Below are 17,409 nucleotides of genomic sequence, written 5' to 3' on the forward strand. Positions count from 1 at the left end.
ATAGACCCACCAACTGCCTCCAAAGACAGCGATGGCGCGATCGCGAAAATCAAACCAGGCCATAGACCTCTCCGCCCGGTCGTTCTGGCCCAAGTCAACGGAGCTGGTTGGCATGGAATTTACCATCCGCTCTCCCACCGACTGCGCCCTCTATCCGCAATATACGATCGGCCTGCACGCCTGGTTTCTCGACCAGATCCGCCAGCTCGACCCGGAGCTTTCGGCCTACCTGCACGACGGCGAGTCTGAGAAGTCCTTTAGCCTATCGGGCCTGAGCGGTCAGTTTGTCAGCCACAGCCAGACCCTTCAGCTGCTGGCCGGTCAGCCCTATCGATGGGGCGTCAGCGGTTTTTCCAAGCCGACGGTCGAGGGGCTGGCCCGCTGGCTGCGACAGCTGCCGGATGAAATTAGTCTGAAAAACGCCCCGTTGCAAATTGATTCGGTGCGGCTGGCGCAGCCGCCGATGACCTATACCAAACTGCTGCGTCAGGGCAAGCAAGCCTCCGGCAGCGTTAGCCTCAGCTTCACCAGCCCCACCAGCTTTCGGCGCAAGGGCCACCATCTGCCGCTGCCCTGGCCTAGGAATGTGTTTCACAGCTACCTCAGGCGCTGGAACCACTTTGCCAGCAAGCCCGCCGACCCGGATGCGTTTCTGGCCTGGGTGGATGACTACGTGATGATTCAGCGCCACCAGCTGGAATCGGTGAAGGTAGCGGCGGGTAAGCGGGGCTCGGTGACGGGCTTTGTCGGAGCCGTCACCTACGGGCTCGACCGCCGCGCGGCTGACCAGCCGGAGTTTCAAGCCCTGTTCTATGCGCTGACCCAGCTCGCCCCCTACTGCGGCACGGGCCATAAAACCCCCTTTGGCCTGGGTGAAACGCAACCGGGCTGGCAGTCGGATCGGGCTGCGCCAGAGGTTCCCTCGATGCAGCAGGTGCTAGCAGAGCGGATTGACGAGCTCACCAAGCTGTTTGCGGCCCAGCGAAAACGCCAGGGCGGCAGCCGGGCCAAGGATACGGCTGAGAAATGGGCGACAATTTTGGCCCGGCGGGAGCAGGGCGACTCGCTCCAGGATATTTCCGACGAGATGCAGCTGCCCTACGAGACGGCCAAGACCTACTCTAAGCTAGCCCGGCGAGCAGCCCAGGAAAGCCATAGTCCTTAACCATCAACTTTGCTACGATCGTCCTAGCCCAGAGCCCTGCGATCATATTTTTTGCCTAAGCCTTTGATCAGCAGATGCCGTCCCAAGCCGATGTGCTAGCGCCGCTATTTACAGTGCTCATCGCAGCTTAATCACGAAACCGATTAGAAAGGATCAGACTTATGGTCAGCAACCCTCTTTCCAGCCCGCCCGCTTCTGGACAATGCCCCTTCCGGGGAACCCGCGTGGGTGGTGCCCTCGGCTCCAAACCGCAAACCGATGATTGGTGGCCAAACCGGCTACAGGTCGAGCTGCTTCACCAAAATCCGCCCCTGGCCAACCCGCTACAGGATGTCGATTACAAAGCAGCCTTTGAGCAGATCGACTACGAGCAGCTGAAGCGCGATATCAAAGCGCTGCTGACAGATTCAAAGGACTGGTGGCCAGCCGACTATGACAACTATGGGCCGCAGATGATTCGTATGGCGTGGCATTCCGCCGGCACCTACCGGATTGCCGACGGTCGCGGCGGCGCGAGTCGGGGTATGCAGCGCTTTGCCCCGATCAACTCCTGGTGGGATAACGGCAATACGGATAAGTCGCGGCGACTGCTCTGGCCGATCAAGAAGAAATACGGCGCGGCTCTGAGCTGGGCCGATCTGATGATCCTGGTGGGCAACTGCGCCCTGGAGATTATGGGTTTTAAGACGTTTGGCTTCGGCGGCGGTCGCATCGATGCTTGGGAGGCGGACCGCGCTACCTACTGGGGGCCTGAGTTCTGGAACGGTCAAGCGTTCGGCGAAAATGGCGCTCAGCACGCCGGCCATCCCGATGAGATGGTGACCCGCGATATTCGCTGGGTCGGCCAGCCGGACGAGGAATACTACGACCTCGAAAACCCGCTGGGGGCAACGCATCAGGCGCTAATTTACGTCAATCCAGAGGGGCCGAATGGCGAAGGCGACCCGGTCGGCTCGGCCCGTGACATCCGCGAATCCTTCGCGCGGATGGCGATGAATGATGAGGAAACGGTGGCACTGATTGCGGGCGGTCATGCCTTCGGCAAAAGTCACGGCATGGTCTCGTCGGACAAGATCGGCCCAGCGCCGGAAGGTGCGCCGATTCAGGCGATGGGCCTGGGGTGGCAGAATCCCGAAGGGACCGGATTTGCCGAGTATACAATGACAAACGGGATCGAAGGCTCCTGGACGCCAAACCCAACCCAGTGGGACAACAGCTACCTAGAAAATCTGTTTAAGTACGAGTGGGAGCAGACCAGTAGCCCTGCCGGTGCGATTCAGTGGAAGCCGAGTAATCCTAATGCGCCGAAGACGCCAGACGCCCACCGTCAGGGTGTTGATCACAGTTTAATGATGATGACCTCGGACATTGCGCTAAAGGTCGATCCGGCCTATCGCGAGGTCTGTCAGCGCTTTTTGGATGACTTTGACGCCTTTAGCGATGCCTTCGCGCGCGCCTGGTACAAGCTAACCCATCGGGACCTAGGCCCGAAAACGCGCTATCTCGGCCCAGAAGTTGCGGAGGAAGATCTGCCCTGGCAAGATCCAATTCCGGCCCTCGACCACGATGTCGTTGACGCTGCCGATATTGACTCGCTTAAGCACAAGATTTTGGCGAGCGGGCTCTCCGTCTCGGCGCTCGTGTCGGCTGCCTGGGCGTCGGCGTCGAACTACCGCGACTCCGACAAGCGCGGCGGCGCGAACGGTGCGCGGGTTCGCTTAGATCCCCAGCAGGACTGGGAGATGAACCGCCCGCAGCAGCTCAGTCAGGTTCTATCGACCCTTGAGCAAATTCAATCGGAGTTCAACGGGGCTCAGTCAGGTCGCAAAAAGATCTCAATGGCGGACCTGATCGTCCTCGGCGGCTGCGCTGCGGTCGAGAAGGCGGCGCAGGACGCTGGGGTTTCCATTACGGTCCCCTTCACCCCGGGCCGGATGGATACCACCCAGGAGCTGACCGATGTTGAAAGTTTTGAATGGCTGAAGCCGGTCTCGGATGGTTTCCGCAACTATCACAACGAGACGATTGGCTACAAGGTGAAGCCAGAGCGCATCTTCCTTGATCGGGCCCAGCTGCTGACGCTGACCGCGCCCGAGTGGACGGTTCTGGTCGGCGGACTGCGCGCCCTCGATCAGAACTGGGATGGTTCGCAGCACGGCATCTTTACCGATCGGCCCGGCGTCCTCACCAACGACTTCTTCCAGGTTCTGACCAGCATGGACTACGAGTGGAAGCCGGTGGACGAGCGGGAGATGCTGTTTGAGATCTGCGATCGCACAACCGGCGCAACAAAGTTCACGGCAACCCGCTGCGACCTCATCTTCGGCTCAAACGCGGAGCTGCGTCAGGTGGCCGAGGTCTACGGCGCTGATGACGGTCATGAGCGGATGGTTAAGGACTTCGTCGCAGCCTGGAACAAGGTAATGATGCTCGATCGCTTCGACGTTCAAGGGTGATTTTCAAATCGCGTTGGACGAGCCTGGCGAGAGCTAGGCTCGTTAAGCTTTACTCTTCTATTGCTGCCTCAGCTTCTAAAAAGGCAATAATTTCTCGATAAAAAGGCAGGCCCTTTCCTCGGCTGTCAGCAGCCGTAACTATAGCGGATAGCGTTTCAAACAGTGACGCTCGCGCTGCGTTAATGACAAGTTCAAGCAGCAGCGACAGATCGCTGTTCGATTGCTGTGCGTAAACCAGCGCCTCAATATAAGCGACACGCTGCTGGTTGGAAATCACGACAATGGGAAAACCCGCTCTCAACAGCAGCAAATTCATCAGCAATCTTCCCGTTCTTCCATTGCCATCGCGAAATGGATGAATTGAGACAAGTCGATAGTGAGCCTCTGCCGCATACTCAATCGGATGCAGGTTCTCAGACGAAGCCGCTAACCACTGAGTAAACTCAGCCATCAGCTCCGACAGCTGATAGTGCGGTGGGTAAACATGCTCTGTTCCAGCCGCTTTCACGTCGAGCTGCCGATAGCGGCCCGCCTCCATCGGCGAGATTCTTCGCATCACTAGGCTGTGGATCTGCCGAATCTCCCATTCACCAATCTGAGTTTCACTCTGGGCCAAGGTTTCGATGTAGTCAATCGCCTCTTTGTGGCCAATAACCTCTAGGTGTTCTATTAGCGTTTTCCCACCAATGGTAATACCTTTGGATAGAACAAGCTCGGTTTCGCTCTGAGTCAGAGTATTGCCTTCGATAGCGTTAGAATTGTAAGTGAACTGAACGTCATAGCGCTGCTTCAGCTCTGTTAGGGCAGTAGGGGATAGAGGCCGAAAGCTATCCAGCCAGCCTTTCATCCGATCAATCTGTGCTAAGTCAGTGGGCATGTTTATTTCACAGCTAGCGGATAGCATCTGAGCTAAGATTGAGTCTATTCGCCTATCAGGATACGTCTTTAAGTGCTGCAGCAGGGTATCGTACCGCTGAGTTGCTGAGGTCTTTTGTTCAGGGCTAATTTTAGCAGGTGATTCCATTTCAACAACTCATTCAAAAGCCAGTCCCTAGCTTGAGCATCCCATATAATTGATGCATTGCGCTTCCCTATGACGCCATGGTAACGCTACAGCTCCGACAGCTTCAGGTCCCCCCCGGTCAGCGATTGCTGCTCCACGACATTAGCTGGGCTGAATTTGAGGCGATTTTAGAGGAACTCGGAGAGCATCGTGCGGCTCGTGTTGCTTATAACTCTGGCATATTAGAAATTATGGCTCCGCTCCCCGAGCATGAGTATTTCAAAGAAACTATTGGCGATGCAGTTAAAGACATTGCCGAAACGCTAGAGCAGAACTACGAAAGCTATGGTTCGACGACCTGGCGGCGGCAGGCTGAGCAGGCTGGGCTAGAACCAGACAACTGCTTTTACTTCCAAAATGAAGCCTTGGTTCGCGGTAAGCTACATTTTGACCTCAGCCAAGACCCGCCCCCAGACCTAGCGCTTGAGATTGACGTGACTAACAAATCTCTCGATCGCTTTCCTATCTATGCTCGGCTCGGGGTTCCAGAGATTTGGTGCTATGACGATGGAACCCTCAGCATCTATCTGCTTCAGCAAGATCGGTATGCGCAAGCTGAGCAAAGCCAGACGTTTCCATCTCTGAAAGTTCAGGAGCTGCCCCAGCTGATTGAGGGGTATCGCGATCGCGGCAGACTCGCCCTCCGCCGAGCTGTCAGAGAATGGGTTAGGGAGCAAAGCTAATGGTAACGCTACAGCTCCGACAGCTTAATATTCCTCCCGGTCAGCGCCTGCTGCTCCGCGACGTCAGCTGGGCCGAGTTTGAGGCTATCTTGGGAGAACTTGGGGAGCATCGCGGTTCGCGAATTGCTTATGATAGCGGGGTACTAGAAATTATGGCACCGCTGCCCGAACACGAAGCGGATAAGGAAATCATCAGCGACTTACTGAAAGCTTTACTGGAAGAGCTGAATACCGAATTCCTTACCCTGGGTTCAACCCCGTTCAAAAATACAGAAATGCTCAAGGGCATCGAACCCGACCAGTGTTTCTACATTCAGAATGAGGCTGTGGTACGGGGTAAAAAGCGCTTAGATATGGCCACAGACCCGCCGCCCGATCTGGCTTTAGAAATAGATATCACCTCTCGCACCCATCCAGAAACCTATGCAGCGCTAGGCGTACCAGAACTTTGGCGACGGGCCGGTGAAAGGATTCAGATCTATCAGCTCCAGGCAGGTCAATATGGAGAGGTTACTGAGAACCCTGCTTTTGCCGGTTGACCGCTGCCAGCCAAAATTCCTGCCTATGTCGAGCAAAGTCGGATAGAAGGGCGAAATCAGGCCATAAGCGCGTTTCGGCAATGGATAAGGCAGCAGTTAAGCACAGTCGAAAGAACCACTCCACCTGAAGATAAATAAAGGAACCACCCACTACCCACCACCCCACAATGCTCTCTCCCTTTCCCGGCATGGACCCCTATCTTGAAAACCCAGAACTATGGTCATCAGTCCATAGCCGACTAATTGTTGCAGTTGCAGATGACCTCGTAGATCATCTGAGCGAAAAATACCGGGTTGAGGTGGAAAAGCGGGTTTATTTCAGCAGTGACAGCGAAAGTGTGCTGGTCGGCATTCCTGATGTGGCCGTGGCAGCCGGACGCTCGGCGGCGAGCGATGCGGGTACAATGACTTTGCCAGCACAGCCAAAGCAGGTGACGGTACCCTTAGCCGAAGAAGTAACCGAGCGCTACCTAGAAATTCGCGAAGTTGCGACCGGGATGGTGGTAACGGTGATTGAGCTGCTGTCGCCCAAAAATAAGCGGCCGGGCGAAGGACGGATCGCCTATCTGCGAAAGCGAAACCGGGCGCTGGCTAGCCAATCGCATCTGATTGAGATTGATCTACTGCGGGGCGGACAGCCGCTGCCAATGTCGGGCCAGCATCCGAGTGATTATCGAATTTTGCTGTGCCGAGCCGACCGACGACCGACGGCTGACCTATATGGGTTTAACCTGCAACAGCCAATTCCGCCGATTCCGGTACCGCTGATGCCGGGGGAGGCAGAGCCCGTTTTGAACTTGCAACCGCTGTTGAATCGGGTCTACGAAAAGGGACGGTACCATTTGGCAATTGACTACGGCCAGCCAGCCTTGCCGCCGCTAACGCAGGATAGCAGGAAGGAATGAGGTAGCTCATTGCCCAGGGTTGAGACGCGATCGCGCTTTGGATTAGCTATCGTTATGATGCCCTAACCCAGCTAGCAGTTCAGCGAGCCGGCAAAATAGCGATCGCTGTTTGTCGTTTCCTAACTTGCAGGTTTTATGGGCATTTATACACCCTGAAATTATGGCTTGTTGGTTGGGGCTGAGCGCGATCGCGTTTGCTTGATATCCCCAAGCCTTGAATACGGATTAGTAAGGCTATTAGCTGCGAGCGCTGACTGAGCCATATTGAGCTAGTCATCTTGAGGAAATTAGGGCTGAAAGCCGCAGTTCATCGCTTCTAATTAACGGTAATAGAAAATGAGGTTTCCGTCCCCTTGCGGGGAATTGGGTTTGAAACCCCTCTCTGAGGAGTCCTTGCCCAGCAAGCCATTCAGGCTGCGAATCCACACTTCAGAAAATAGCATAGTAAACGCAGCTGAGCAACCCCTGATTTGGCCAAATTTAGAAGCTAGAGCCCTGACGGAATCAGGGCTCCACACTTCACGACGAAAGAATGCGGTTTTCAAGATTCTGGCTGGAGTGGAGCGAGCGCCCTGCTGACCCCTAAAATAACCGGCATCCTGACGACTATCCTAGGCTTGAAACATTAGTTCACTCGTTTTAGCCCAGTCTGTAGCATAGAGCGCTTTCGCCTATTGAAAGCTGCGCCTATGATGGCGTCATGTTTGTGAGGCGCTGGGGCCATGGTATTTTCGCGACGGCGGCTGCTGCGGACCACTGGCGGGCTGGGGCTCGGGGCATTCACCCATGCCGCCCTGGCTGGGCGGAGCCTGGTAAACCCCCAGGCGGCAGAGGCGACGATGTCGCTGAACATGCAGCTCGACTGGAAATTTAACGTGCAGTTTGCCGGGCTGATGCTGGCCGCAGCCGCAGGGCTCTATACCGAGAAAGGGCTCGCCGTCGAACTGATGCCCTGGGAGTCGGGGCTGGTGGTGACCGATGCGGTGATTGAAAATCCCATGACCCTGGGCTGCGCCGAGCAAAACCTGATTCTGGATGCACAGGCTGCCGGTGCGCCGATTCGCGCGATCGCGACCATGTTCCAAGCTTCCCCCCTGGCGCTGATGGCCCTCCCCGATAGCGGCATCACCCGGCTGAGGGATTTGGTCGATCAGAAAGTCGGCGTCCATGCAGACGGCCTAGCGGTCATGGCGCTGGTGCAGGGCGTCAGCGGACTGGAAGAAAACGCGATCGCGGTGACTGAAATTCCCTACGAAGCCAAAGCCGAGCGGCTGCTCAGTGGCGAATACGCGGCTATCCAGTGCTACGCCATCGATGAGCCGATCGGCTTTGCCGCCGAAACCGGCATAGAACCGGTGGTGATTAGCCTCAACGACTACGGCTATGAAGCCTACGCCCAGGTGATCTTTGCCCATGCCGAGCTGCTGGCCAATACGCCGATGCTGGTACAAGATTTTCTCACCGCCACCTTTGCCGGCTGGCGGCTGGCCCTAGCCGATATTCCGGCCGCGGCCGAGCGGGTGGTTTCAACCTATGTGGAGGCCGATAGCCCCTACGCCGACCTGGATTACCAAACCCAGTCGCTGGCGCTGATTGCCGACTACCTGCTGCTCGATATCGAGCCCTCGCAGCTGGGCTCCATCTCTCCCGGCCGCTGGATGCGGATGGCACGGCGCTTCGCCGACTACCGCCTGATTGCCCAGGTACCCGAGCTGACTCACTCGCTGGCCCTGAGCAGCTGGACGGAGCGGTAGCTTATTTGCCGACTTTGACAGGCTCAGCGGGTTCCGCCGACTCTAGCTGGCGCAAAAACTGCTGGAGCTGCGCTTCGATATTGTCTTTGACAACCTGGCGAAAATCGATAAAGTGCTCCGCCTGGGCGCAGACCGAAATGTAGTTGGTCGCGACATGGGGATAGCGCCAGAGCATACTGGCCAGATTGCCCCAAAACCGCCAGCGGGTGTTTCGCACCAGTCCCTGCCGCCAGCAGATGATCAAAAACGCCCGAATCGTCACCCAGTCAATCTCCGGGCTGCCCGCCGAATTTCGACTGGCGGCGTTCTGTTTCTGGCCCTCTCCCAGCATGAGAAAATGGCGATAGGTGCGGTTGAGTACCGTCATCGGCTCGTAGAGATGCCAGAAGGCATCCACATATTCTCGGGCAATCTCCTCAATCGGTCGCGTCGGCACAAAGTTCATCAGGGTGACCTGATTGATATCGGCGCTTTGGTTCAGCAGTCGGCCTTCGCGCTGGAGCCGATGCCACAGGGCCGTGTCGGGCAGCGCCTGGAGCATACTGAACAGGGCCGTCGGAATGGCGGTTTGCTCAACGAACTGACAAACTCGCTGGCCGGCGCCGGCCTTTTCGCCGTCAAAGCCGATGATAAACCCGGCCATCACCCGCAGGCCGGTGCGCGCGATCGCGACGACCGATTCCGCCAGCGGGTCGCGAGTATTCTGAAACTTCTGAGTCAGAGAGAGACTCGCTTCGTCTGGCGTTTCGATTCCTAGAAAGACGGTGCCAAAGTTGCAGTCCACCATCATCTGCATCAGCTCCGGGTCCTGGGCCAGGTCCACCGAGGCTTCCGTTGCAAAAGAGAAGGGATAGTGATGGTCTTCCATCCAGGGCTGCATTGCCTTCAGCAACCGCTTGACGTTGCGCTTGTTGCCGATGAAGTTGTCATCCACCATAAAGATGCTGCGCCGCCAGCCCAGGTCGTAGAGGCACTGGAGCTCCGCCAGCAGCTGTTCCGGTTCCTTGGTGCGGGGCTTGCGGCCGTAGAGCACGATGATGTCGCAAAATTCACACTGAAAGGGACAGCCCCGCGAAAACTGTACCGACATCTCGGCGTAGGCGTCCATCTCCAGCAGGTCGTAGCGGGGAATGGGAGTCGTCGTCACGTCCGGCTTTACTCCGTCGGAGCGGAAGGTACCGCTCAGGTCGCCCCGCTCGACCGCTGCGACAAACAGCGGCAGGGTGATTTCGCCCTCGTCCAAGATTAGATAGTCGGCCCCAGCCGCGATCGCGTCTTGGGGAATTGCCGTCGGGTAGGGACCGCCAACCGCCAACCGCTTGCCCCACTGCTTGGCGGCGGCAAGCGTGGCCAAAAAGTCAGGTTTCTGCACGATCATCGCCGACACTATCACCAGATCGGCCCACTGCCATTCGGCATCGGCTACTGGGCGTACATTGCGGTCCACCAGCTGATAATTCCAGCTATCCGGCAGAATGGCGGCCACGGTAATCAGCCCCAGGGGCGGTAGCTGAGCCTTGAGGTTGACCAGCTCCAATGTCTGATCAAAGGACCAAAAGCTTTGGGGAAAGCGGGGATAAACCAGCAGGATATTCATCAGGCTTTGGCTCAGGAAATTGGCGGGATTGGAGCCATGCTAAGCAGTTTGGCGGCAATAAGCAAGTTTATGGCCGATTGCCGCCGGTTTGGGTCGGTGGGCACCGGCTGGGAAAATTGCGATCGCGCCCATCTTGCCCCATGCAGAACCAGGAAAAGCTGTTAGCGGAACTTAACTCCGATAATAACTGTCATTCTGCAGACAGTGGCTTTGCAGACAGTGGCTTTGCAGACAGCTGCTGTCCTTGCTTGAATTCGAAGCCGGAGTTCGAAACGAGCTGAGATATATTGTGTATCTTAAAATTTAGCCCCTGGATGAAGCCTATTTTGTGGAAATTGAGAGTTCCATGTTATAAATATCTTTAAAATGGGTAATATTTACAGGGAGATAGCTTCAGCATTCTTAACGCCAAGCTTGCCGATGAACCTATTTCTTACCAAGCTACGCTTTCAGGTTTCATAGTTAATGCGGTGCATCAGTCAGTGCTAATGTCTCAACCGGAAGAAAGTTTCGGGGGCTTTACCCCAGACTATTTTAAATTTGTTCGTTCGAGGCTTTCTTTAGAGGACTCGGACCTATTGCTATTTTATTTAGCGGTCAAGACAATTAAGCTTTCGGGGCATCGCTACGGCAGCTTCTTGAAGGCCGCCCGGGCAGCGGCAGAATATGCCGTCTATATCACCTACTTAGAGCAAGGAAGAACGCTGAGAAAGACCGGGCTTTTACACCACATTGAGCCGAAGCGGGTCAAGGCGATTGTTAGAGAGGTCGAAGCGGCCGTTTCAAACGGCCAATCGCTCAGGATAGTTGGCTCGCAGGAGCCCCAGTATCTGATTCGGATTCCCTATTTGTGGAAAGAGCGGTTTCCCTGGGAAGCGGGAAACCCGAGGATTTCGCTGACGAGCCTGACGCCAATGGAAAGGGCTGAGATTGAGTCCAGCGTCCCTCCAGAGGCACCAAACGCTCTGATCATCGCCGAGAGCGCGCTAAGTGAGCTTGTCCAAGAGGCACATCTTGAATATCAAGATTGTCTAGCTGAGTCTGAGAAAACGCCCTTTAGCGAATCTCTGGCTGAGCATATTAAGTACCGGCTAGTTCATTCTGGAACCGTCCGCAAGCTTGACTCTCCCCATACGGACATCTCCCTTTACGCCTTGGCTCAGTCCAGCTATGCTCCCAAAGGTCATACGGCTCGTCTACAGACGATGTTTGATGACGTCGATCGCTATGTTGGGCTGCTCGACCAGTGGGTAGACACCGACCCCGACGACCCCGTTGTGTTTAGAGGCTTCGAGACTTTAGAGATTCCTCAAGACCAGCAGTCTGTTGCCTTCAAAGAGCTAGATGTCCTTTTACGGGCCTGGGCCGATCGGTTTCACGTCCAGGGTGCCCATCCCATCGTGATTCAGGTTGCGGCGGGTCCAGAGCAGATGGCGGAGCCCGGACCCCAGCCGCTTTAGGACGTCAGCCGGCCAGACCCCCGACCTCTACCGCACGGCGGGTCAACGGCGGCGAAATTTGGGACTAGACAGGATGATATCAGCATGGATTTTCTCCTCTTCGTTGCTTTCCTGAGCGCCGTCTGCGCTCAGTAGGGACAATTTAGCTAAACCCGGTTAGGCTGGCTGAAAAAGAGGAGCCATTGGACCGAATAGATTGACTTTTGAAGAAAAGAATGGTAGAAATTCCCCAAAAAGGCTCAAACTAAACCCAAAAAGGCTCAAACTAAAAAGGTTCAAACATGCGGGTCTCAATCTGCCGCCAATGTTCGGTCGAGACGAGCATGGCGGCCTGCTGACAGTCGATCATCAGCTGGTTGCCCTTCACGTAGGCGAGGAACTGCTTGAGCTCGTCTGGAGAAAGCTTGACCTGGTTCTCCTCAAAGCGAAGCGTGGCGAGCCATAGCCGGTAAACATAAGTCTTGACCAAAGTTTTGAGCTTGTCTGACGCCTTCTGCCGACCGAGCTTTGCCTTCAGCCGTACTAGCTTAGAGATGAGCTTAGCGAAGTCAATCTCAGGCAAAACCTCTGCCTTCCTGACCTTCTTGGCAATATTGATGGCAACGTCAATCACCACCGCGAGTTCGAGCACCTGGACGAGTTTGGCATCGAGGGAAGGCTTGATCTGCAACGCTGGATCGAGGAGGGTCATCAGCTTTCTAACTTCCCGTTCATTTCGCAGGGCGCTGAGATAAGAGAACTGATTGCCAAATAAAAGACTGACCTCAAAAAATAGGAGGATCGCATAGGCTCGCTTTAGGGCAGGTCGATAGGCTGAGGACTGGGCGGCCCTTTCTGACCAGTGAAGGAGATACTTGAGCCTGTCAGTCTTGAGATTATGGCGGTTTTTGACTTCCATCTTAGCGAGCAGGCCATCGGCGTTTTTCATTCCCGCAATCAGGATAAAAATTTCTCGCCAGCGGGGCCTATTGAGACAGAGATCGATGACCTGCTCGAGTCTGGAGTCTTCTCGAATAATGTAATGTACGGCTAGGGTTTTCTGGAGGGCACTGTGGGAGAAGGAATAGACGCCGTCGATTTCTTCGCGATGGCTGGTCAATACGCCATTCCGCAGCTCTACCTCCCTTAATACGTCGCGTCCGCTTACCGACTTTTCCTCGGGCGTCAGCTTCGATAGAACTTTTTCTATTTTTAGCGAGAGATCGTTTTTAGAGAAAAGAAGCTTGTTTTCGACAAATGACTTGCAGGCAATTTCAGATAGCATGAGTTCTTTCGTTTTTGGGTCTAGGGAAGGGTAGGTCGGGATATAGGCTGCTCCTTTTTCCATATTCCAGTCTTCCAGTAGCAGCCTCAGGGCGGCTTCGTGAAAGATAGACAGGTTATACAGATTGCGGTCGAAGCGCTCATACAGGATGCAGAGCAGCGTCAGCAGCAGCGGCGTTTTGCACAGCTCCTGCGAGGAGCGATACTTGGGATGTTCAAGATATTCGACTAGGGTACAGGCCTGCTCGGGGCTATGGCTGAACCACTGGTTAACAAAAATTTGAATTTCTTGGGCGCTAAATCGAGGAATTCTCAGGTCGGTGAACCGACGGAGATTGTATTTGCGAGTCGTCGCTCGGCAGGAGACGATAAAATAATTTTTGTCGTAGGTGTCTACAAAGTCCTGCACCTCTGAAACCACTCGCCTAGACTTATTCGAGGGCACCTCATCCAGCCCATCTAGCAGGATCAGCAGCTTGCCCTTTTCTAGAACGGACTTCGAAAACTTCTCGTAGTCCGGGAATCCGCACTGCTGGAACTCTTCGGTAATCAGATCCTCAATGCTCAGGTCTTTATTCTGAAGCTTGATCAGCCGGACAAAGACTGGGATTAGCATGTCCTTTTGATTGCCAAACCCCTCCCGAAGAATATCAAGGCCAATTTTCTTCATCAAAATTGACTTTCCCGCTCCAGGTTCCCCCGTCAGCATTAGGTAACGCTGCTTTTTGATCATTTGGACCCCGCTCTCCTGGGCCGTTTTTAGGAGCTTTCGGTGTAGCATTGGCTCGGCCTGAAGTCGCTCCTGGGGTCCCTCACCTTCTCTTAGGAAGCAGGTTGACACGTAGACCGACTCAATCGGCATGAAGCGCCTCATCCCCAGAATCTTGATGATGCCATGTCTTTCTAAGTAGTTGCGATTGTATTCATCAGAAGCATCGAATATCTTCTGCTCAACCGATTGGCTGATATTCTTCCAGGCTTCACCGCGCGTATTCCATAGCGAAGAAAAAATATGGAATACTAGGTTCAAAAAAAAATCAGAGGTAAATACGGTCATCTTGACAGGCATAGGACGAGAGGACCCGGCGGTATTTATGAGACGTTGGGCTGGCCTTCATCGGTTAGGATTTCATAGGTGGGAGGCGCAGCAGGTGACGGCGGCGGCGATGCGACTTTCGATCTGCGATTGTTGATCTGAACGCAGTAGGGCGTAAACAGAAAAATGCCGTCGCTAATTCTCTCCAGATTGCCGTCCAAGCTGTAAGTTCCTCCAGCAATGAAGTCGATCGAGCGCTGGGCCTGGCTATGATCCATCTCGGAGAGATTGAGCACGACCAGTTTTTGACTTCTCAAGGCCTCAATCCCTTCGGTCATATCCTGGAATGAGTCGGGCTCCATAATGATCACTTCAACGGACTGGCTGCTGGGAATTGTCTGGGCGCTAGACGAGACTGGCTGGTCTGAACTGGCAGGTCGTCGCAGCGTCTCCCGGCGAGCCCGGCTGACAAACTGGGCCGGTGGATTCGAGGGCTGGCGAAAAGGAACGGTCTGGAACCGAGACTGGGCCGAGCACTGGGGCTCACGGTCATAGTCCGGCGGCAGCTGCTCATCGGCATCGTAGCCCTCATAGTCGTAGTCGGTCGCCAGCTCAGCAGTCAGATTCTGAGAGCTGAAAACGCTGGGGCGGGTATTGTTCATGGTCATCACCTTATGAATAGGAAAACAATTCAGACGGCAAGCCGTCAAATCAGAGCACTCGTTGACTCGCTCACGGCAGCCGTTAATAATGGGCTGACAGGCGCACCGGCAGCCTCACCCATTTTTGAATGTCAATATTCGGGTGATTTTGTCCCATGTTGCTGGGCTGGGGCGGGTATAAGGCCTGCAACTGGGTACTGCCTGGCGGGGCTGCCGCACTGGTACCCATAGGGACTGCCATGGAAACCGGTGCCATTGACTCAGCAGCTTCTAGCTGGCTGGCTTTATCCTGCTCAGCCTCATGCTCGGCGTCTTCGAGCAGCTGACGGCAGACAATCGAAGCAAACGTGTAGTCAAAGTGATGATTGGGCTGGCCGCGAAATCCCCAATATTCCAGAATTCGGTTGACCGAGTTGACCTTATATCTACCCTGGTAGATCGCTTCGACGACGGCTGCCATCACCCATTTGCTGGGATATAGGCTGAGCCAGTTGTTAGCGACCTGTTCGGGTTCTTTACCCGAGAGCTCAAAGCTGTAGTTTTCGAGCAGCATAGAGGTGGATACCGCTGGATTCTGCATTGTTTTTCTCCAATCTAGAGGGTAGGAGCGAACGTTAGGAGGCAGACGTCGAGGCTTGTCTATCTGCTGAGTTGCGAAATTAAAAGGAGAGTTTGAAGCGGATTCGACCTAGCTAATTCTGAGCCGATGAACCAGAATAGAAACGACTTCGTTGGGTTTGCGCCCCGGCTGAATGGCGCTCCAGCCATCGGCACTGGCATAGCCCAGCGTATGCAGTTTGACGATCGCGCCTTGAACAGCTTTCTTGGATCCGACCAGCAGCAGCTTGCAAGTCTCAGGCCGGCTCGCCTGATTGAGAGCTGAAACTCGGCCTGAGCCGCGACGGTCAGCGGCCTGAGCCGCCTGGGCTCGGTTTCGCTGTTTTTGAATGGCCAGCATGATTTCTTGGGCTGAGTAAAACCGGGTTTCGTTCCAGCAGGTGGGGCGGCATTGAAAGTAGGTGGCCTGCTTACCCTGAATCTTCTTCTCAACTTCCCACCAGTAGCCGTCTTTAAAGAAGCGAACCGACTGGGATGACTTCTCGGCTGGGGGCGAAGCAATTAGCTTTTTGGGATGGACCTGTTTCTGAGGCTGGGCAGTCGTTTTTAACGGCATGGGGTTAACTCCATTGGTGACCTGGGCGGATTGAAAGGAAGGGAACGGTGAAATGGTCTCTTGATGATTAATCTACATCAGCCGTAGATTAATGTCAACATCAAACGTAGATAAAACCTGTTTGAGACGTAGATCATGCGCCCGGATATTACACTGATTACTGATTGAGGTGGCTTACAGGCATGAGGGGGCGCTGTGATTCGATGGAAGCTGAATGAGGTAATGGCTAAGCGCCGGATCCGGAATAAGGATTTGGCGGCGGCATTGGAGATTACCGAGAACTCGGTTTATCGCCTGCGCAAGGCGACCGAGATGCCGCGGCTGACGCCCCAGCGGCTGGAAGGCATTTGCATTGCGCTCGGATGTCAGCCGGGAGAGCTGTTGGAGCGGGTCTCGGAACTGGGCGAACCGACAGTCGGAATCGTTCCTCAAGGCGTCCTGCCGGCACCGGTGCTGGTGCAAAATAACGGGGTGAATGCTCATGGCGCGATCTCGCAAGCACCTCTACAGCGTTTGACTCAGTTTTATCCACAGATTCTGGCGCTCTCTTGGCGTGGCTACCGACAGTTTGGTCCGGGGGCAATTATTTTTACGGCGCTGCGGGATGGAGGACAGATTGCCTATGTTGAAAAAGACAAGCTCTCTGATCCGAACTGCCGACGCATCATTGAACAGAACAGACCCGAAATTTCCGCCGTTGTTCTCTACTACAAGAGTGATGACTATTCGACGGGAGACTATGAAATCCTGACGCTGACGGGACCTAAGTCGCCGCCGGAATGTGCTGATTTGTTAGAGGGTACGCCCCTTTAGCTGAAGTCTACGGACCGGCAATGTCGGCGAGCTCAGGCTGAGCCTCTGCCTGGGATGCAGCAGGCTGGATGGGGGCCATGGCCTGCTTTTGAGCATAGGTGAAGTTATCGGCATACTGGGTCAGCCGCTGCTGCGCGATCGCGTAGTGCGGGCTGTTCTGTGAAACCAATCGCATGAGCGAAAGCGCCTCGAGCCACAGCTGTCCGACCTGCCGCCAGTCCTGGACAGTTTTTGCCTGCTGGGTCAGCTCAGCGGCCAGGGTCGCTGCATTGACCCCTTCTCGAAAGGTGTCAATGGCGGCTTTAGCATAGGTTAGGTTTTCTTGATAGGCCTGAATTTTAGCCTGTGCTTTGGGGTAAAACCGACTATTGGTCGGAACGGTTTGGAGGGCCGCGATCGCGCGCCGCCAGTAGACAATGGTAAGGCGCCACTCTTCCGGCGTCCGGGCTGTATGGGCCGACTCACCGGCAAGTGCCGCAAGATTAACTCCCTGACTGAAAGCTTGATGCCCTGGGTCAAAGCGATTTTGAATCGCTTCTGCCGCCGCCCCGAGCTGAGCTTGAATTGGGTTTAGCAGCTGACTGCCAGAGGGACAGGTTTCGGTCGCGCTGCACTGTTTGACGTAGCGATCTGACAGCTCTAAAACGGTCATGACGCCCAGGAAGATAGCGACCGCTTTCAGAAGGCGAGATTGGTAAAGCGGTTTTGGGCCGGTCAGCGACTGACGGAGCTGGGGCGGAATCAGCGGGCGCTTAGGCAGGCGACCGAGCGGCTGGGCCGGCCGGGGGGGAGACTGACGGGGCGAGGTCGCATGAACCGCAGGTTGGGCTGACGGGGGG

At 55.3% G+C, this 17,409-nt stretch carries 13 protein-coding genes and 2 pseudogenes; 8 read left to right on the forward strand and 7 right to left on the reverse strand.

Annotation, left to right across the window (positions count from 1 at the left end; genetic code table 11):
* The first annotated feature begins 31 nt into the window (after window positions 1-31).
* Window positions 32-1,165 (forward strand): CRISPR-associated endoribonuclease Cas6, encoded by a 1,134-nt coding sequence (cas6, locus tag IQ241_RS14650; RefSeq protein WP_193908456.1) that lies wholly within the window; start codon window positions 32-34, stop codon window positions 1,163-1,165.
* A gap of 161 nt (window positions 1,166-1,326) precedes the next feature.
* Complete coding sequence (katG, locus tag IQ241_RS14655; RefSeq protein WP_193908458.1) at window positions 1,327-3,621, forward strand: catalase/peroxidase HPI; 2,295 nt, start codon at window positions 1,327-1,329, stop codon at window positions 3,619-3,621.
* A gap of 49 nt (window positions 3,622-3,670) precedes the next feature.
* Here the strand turns inward: katG and IQ241_RS14660 are convergent, their stop codons facing one another.
* Complete coding sequence (locus IQ241_RS14660; RefSeq protein ID WP_228021734.1) at window positions 3,671-4,498, reverse strand: Fic family protein; 828 nt, start codon at window positions 4,496-4,498, stop codon at window positions 3,671-3,673.
* 224 nt (window positions 4,499-4,722) lie between these two features.
* On the opposite strand from IQ241_RS14660, the gene IQ241_RS14665 reads away from it, so the two are divergent.
* The 4 genes and pseudogenes from IQ241_RS14665 (at window position 4,723) to IQ241_RS14680 (ending at window position 8,565) form a co-directional block, all read left to right on the forward strand.
* Entirely contained in the window at window positions 4,723-5,367 is a 645-nt protein-coding gene (locus IQ241_RS14665; protein WP_193908462.1) for a Uma2 family endonuclease, read from the forward strand.
* Window positions 5,367-6,044: pseudogene (locus IQ241_RS14670) on the forward strand (Uma2 family endonuclease). Before IQ241_RS14665 ends, IQ241_RS14670 begins: the two are co-directional and overlap by 1 nt.
* Window positions 6,045-6,073: 29 nt before the next feature.
* Window positions 6,074-6,811, forward strand: a complete 738-nt coding sequence (locus IQ241_RS14675; protein WP_193908464.1) for a DUF4058 family protein — start codon at window positions 6,074-6,076, stop codon at window positions 6,809-6,811.
* Between the two features lie 722 nt (window positions 6,812-7,533).
* Window positions 7,534-8,565 carry an ABC transporter substrate-binding protein gene (locus IQ241_RS14680; RefSeq protein ID WP_193908466.1) on the forward strand — a complete coding sequence of 344 codons (1,032 nt, stop codon included), beginning with the start codon at window positions 7,534-7,536 and terminating at the stop codon, window positions 8,563-8,565.
* Window position 8,566: 1 nt separating this feature from the next.
* Here the strand turns inward: IQ241_RS14680 and IQ241_RS14685 are convergent, their stop codons facing one another.
* Entirely contained in the window at window positions 8,567-10,162 is a 1,596-nt protein-coding gene (locus IQ241_RS14685) for a B12-binding domain-containing radical SAM protein (RefSeq protein WP_193908468.1), read from the reverse strand.
* A gap of 578 nt (window positions 10,163-10,740) precedes the next feature.
* Between IQ241_RS14685 and hetR the strand changes: the two genes are divergently transcribed.
* The gene (gene hetR, locus IQ241_RS14690; RefSeq protein ID WP_193908470.1) at window positions 10,741-11,622 is read left to right on the forward strand and encodes a heterocyst differentiation control protein; all 882 of its coding nucleotides are present in this window, start codon (window positions 10,741-10,743) and stop codon (window positions 11,620-11,622) included.
* A 265-nt stretch (window positions 11,623-11,887) separates the two neighbouring features.
* Here the strand turns inward: hetR and IQ241_RS14695 are convergent, their stop codons facing one another.
* The 4 genes from IQ241_RS14695 to IQ241_RS14710 all read right to left on the reverse strand — a co-directional run bounded on the left by IQ241_RS14695 (window position 11,888) and on the right by IQ241_RS14710 (window position 15,757).
* Window positions 11,888-13,954 (reverse strand): NACHT domain-containing protein, encoded by a 2,067-nt coding sequence (locus IQ241_RS14695; RefSeq protein WP_193908473.1) that lies wholly within the window; start codon window positions 13,952-13,954, stop codon window positions 11,888-11,890.
* 23 nt (window positions 13,955-13,977) lie between these two features.
* A complete protein-coding gene (locus tag IQ241_RS14700; protein ID WP_193908475.1) occupies window positions 13,978-14,583 on the reverse strand; it encodes a cell division protein SepF in 606 nt (201 codons plus the stop codon).
* An 82-nt stretch (window positions 14,584-14,665) separates the two neighbouring features.
* A complete protein-coding gene (locus tag IQ241_RS14705) occupies window positions 14,666-15,163 on the reverse strand; it encodes a hypothetical protein (protein WP_193908477.1) in 498 nt (165 codons plus the stop codon).
* A 108-nt stretch (window positions 15,164-15,271) separates the two neighbouring features.
* Window positions 15,272-15,757: a hypothetical protein gene (locus IQ241_RS14710; RefSeq protein ID WP_193908479.1), complete on the reverse strand. Its 486-nt coding sequence runs from the start codon at window positions 15,755-15,757 to the stop codon at window positions 15,272-15,274.
* Window positions 15,758-15,979: 222 nt separating this feature from the next.
* On the opposite strand from IQ241_RS14710, the gene IQ241_RS14715 reads away from it, so the two are divergent.
* Entirely contained in the window at window positions 15,980-16,570 is a 591-nt protein-coding gene (locus IQ241_RS14715) for a helix-turn-helix domain-containing protein (RefSeq protein WP_193908481.1), read from the forward strand.
* Window positions 16,571-16,577: 7 nt separating this feature from the next.
* Here the strand turns inward: IQ241_RS14715 and IQ241_RS14720 are convergent.
* Window positions 16,578-17,409 (reverse strand): annotated as a pseudogene (locus IQ241_RS14720) (hypothetical protein); the annotation flags it as partial.

The sequence above is a fragment of the Vasconcelosia minhoensis LEGE 07310 genome (assembly GCF_015207255.1).
GTDB classification, from domain to species: Bacteria; Cyanobacteriota; Cyanobacteriia; order Phormidesmidales; family Phormidesmidaceae; genus Vasconcelosia; species Vasconcelosia minhoensis.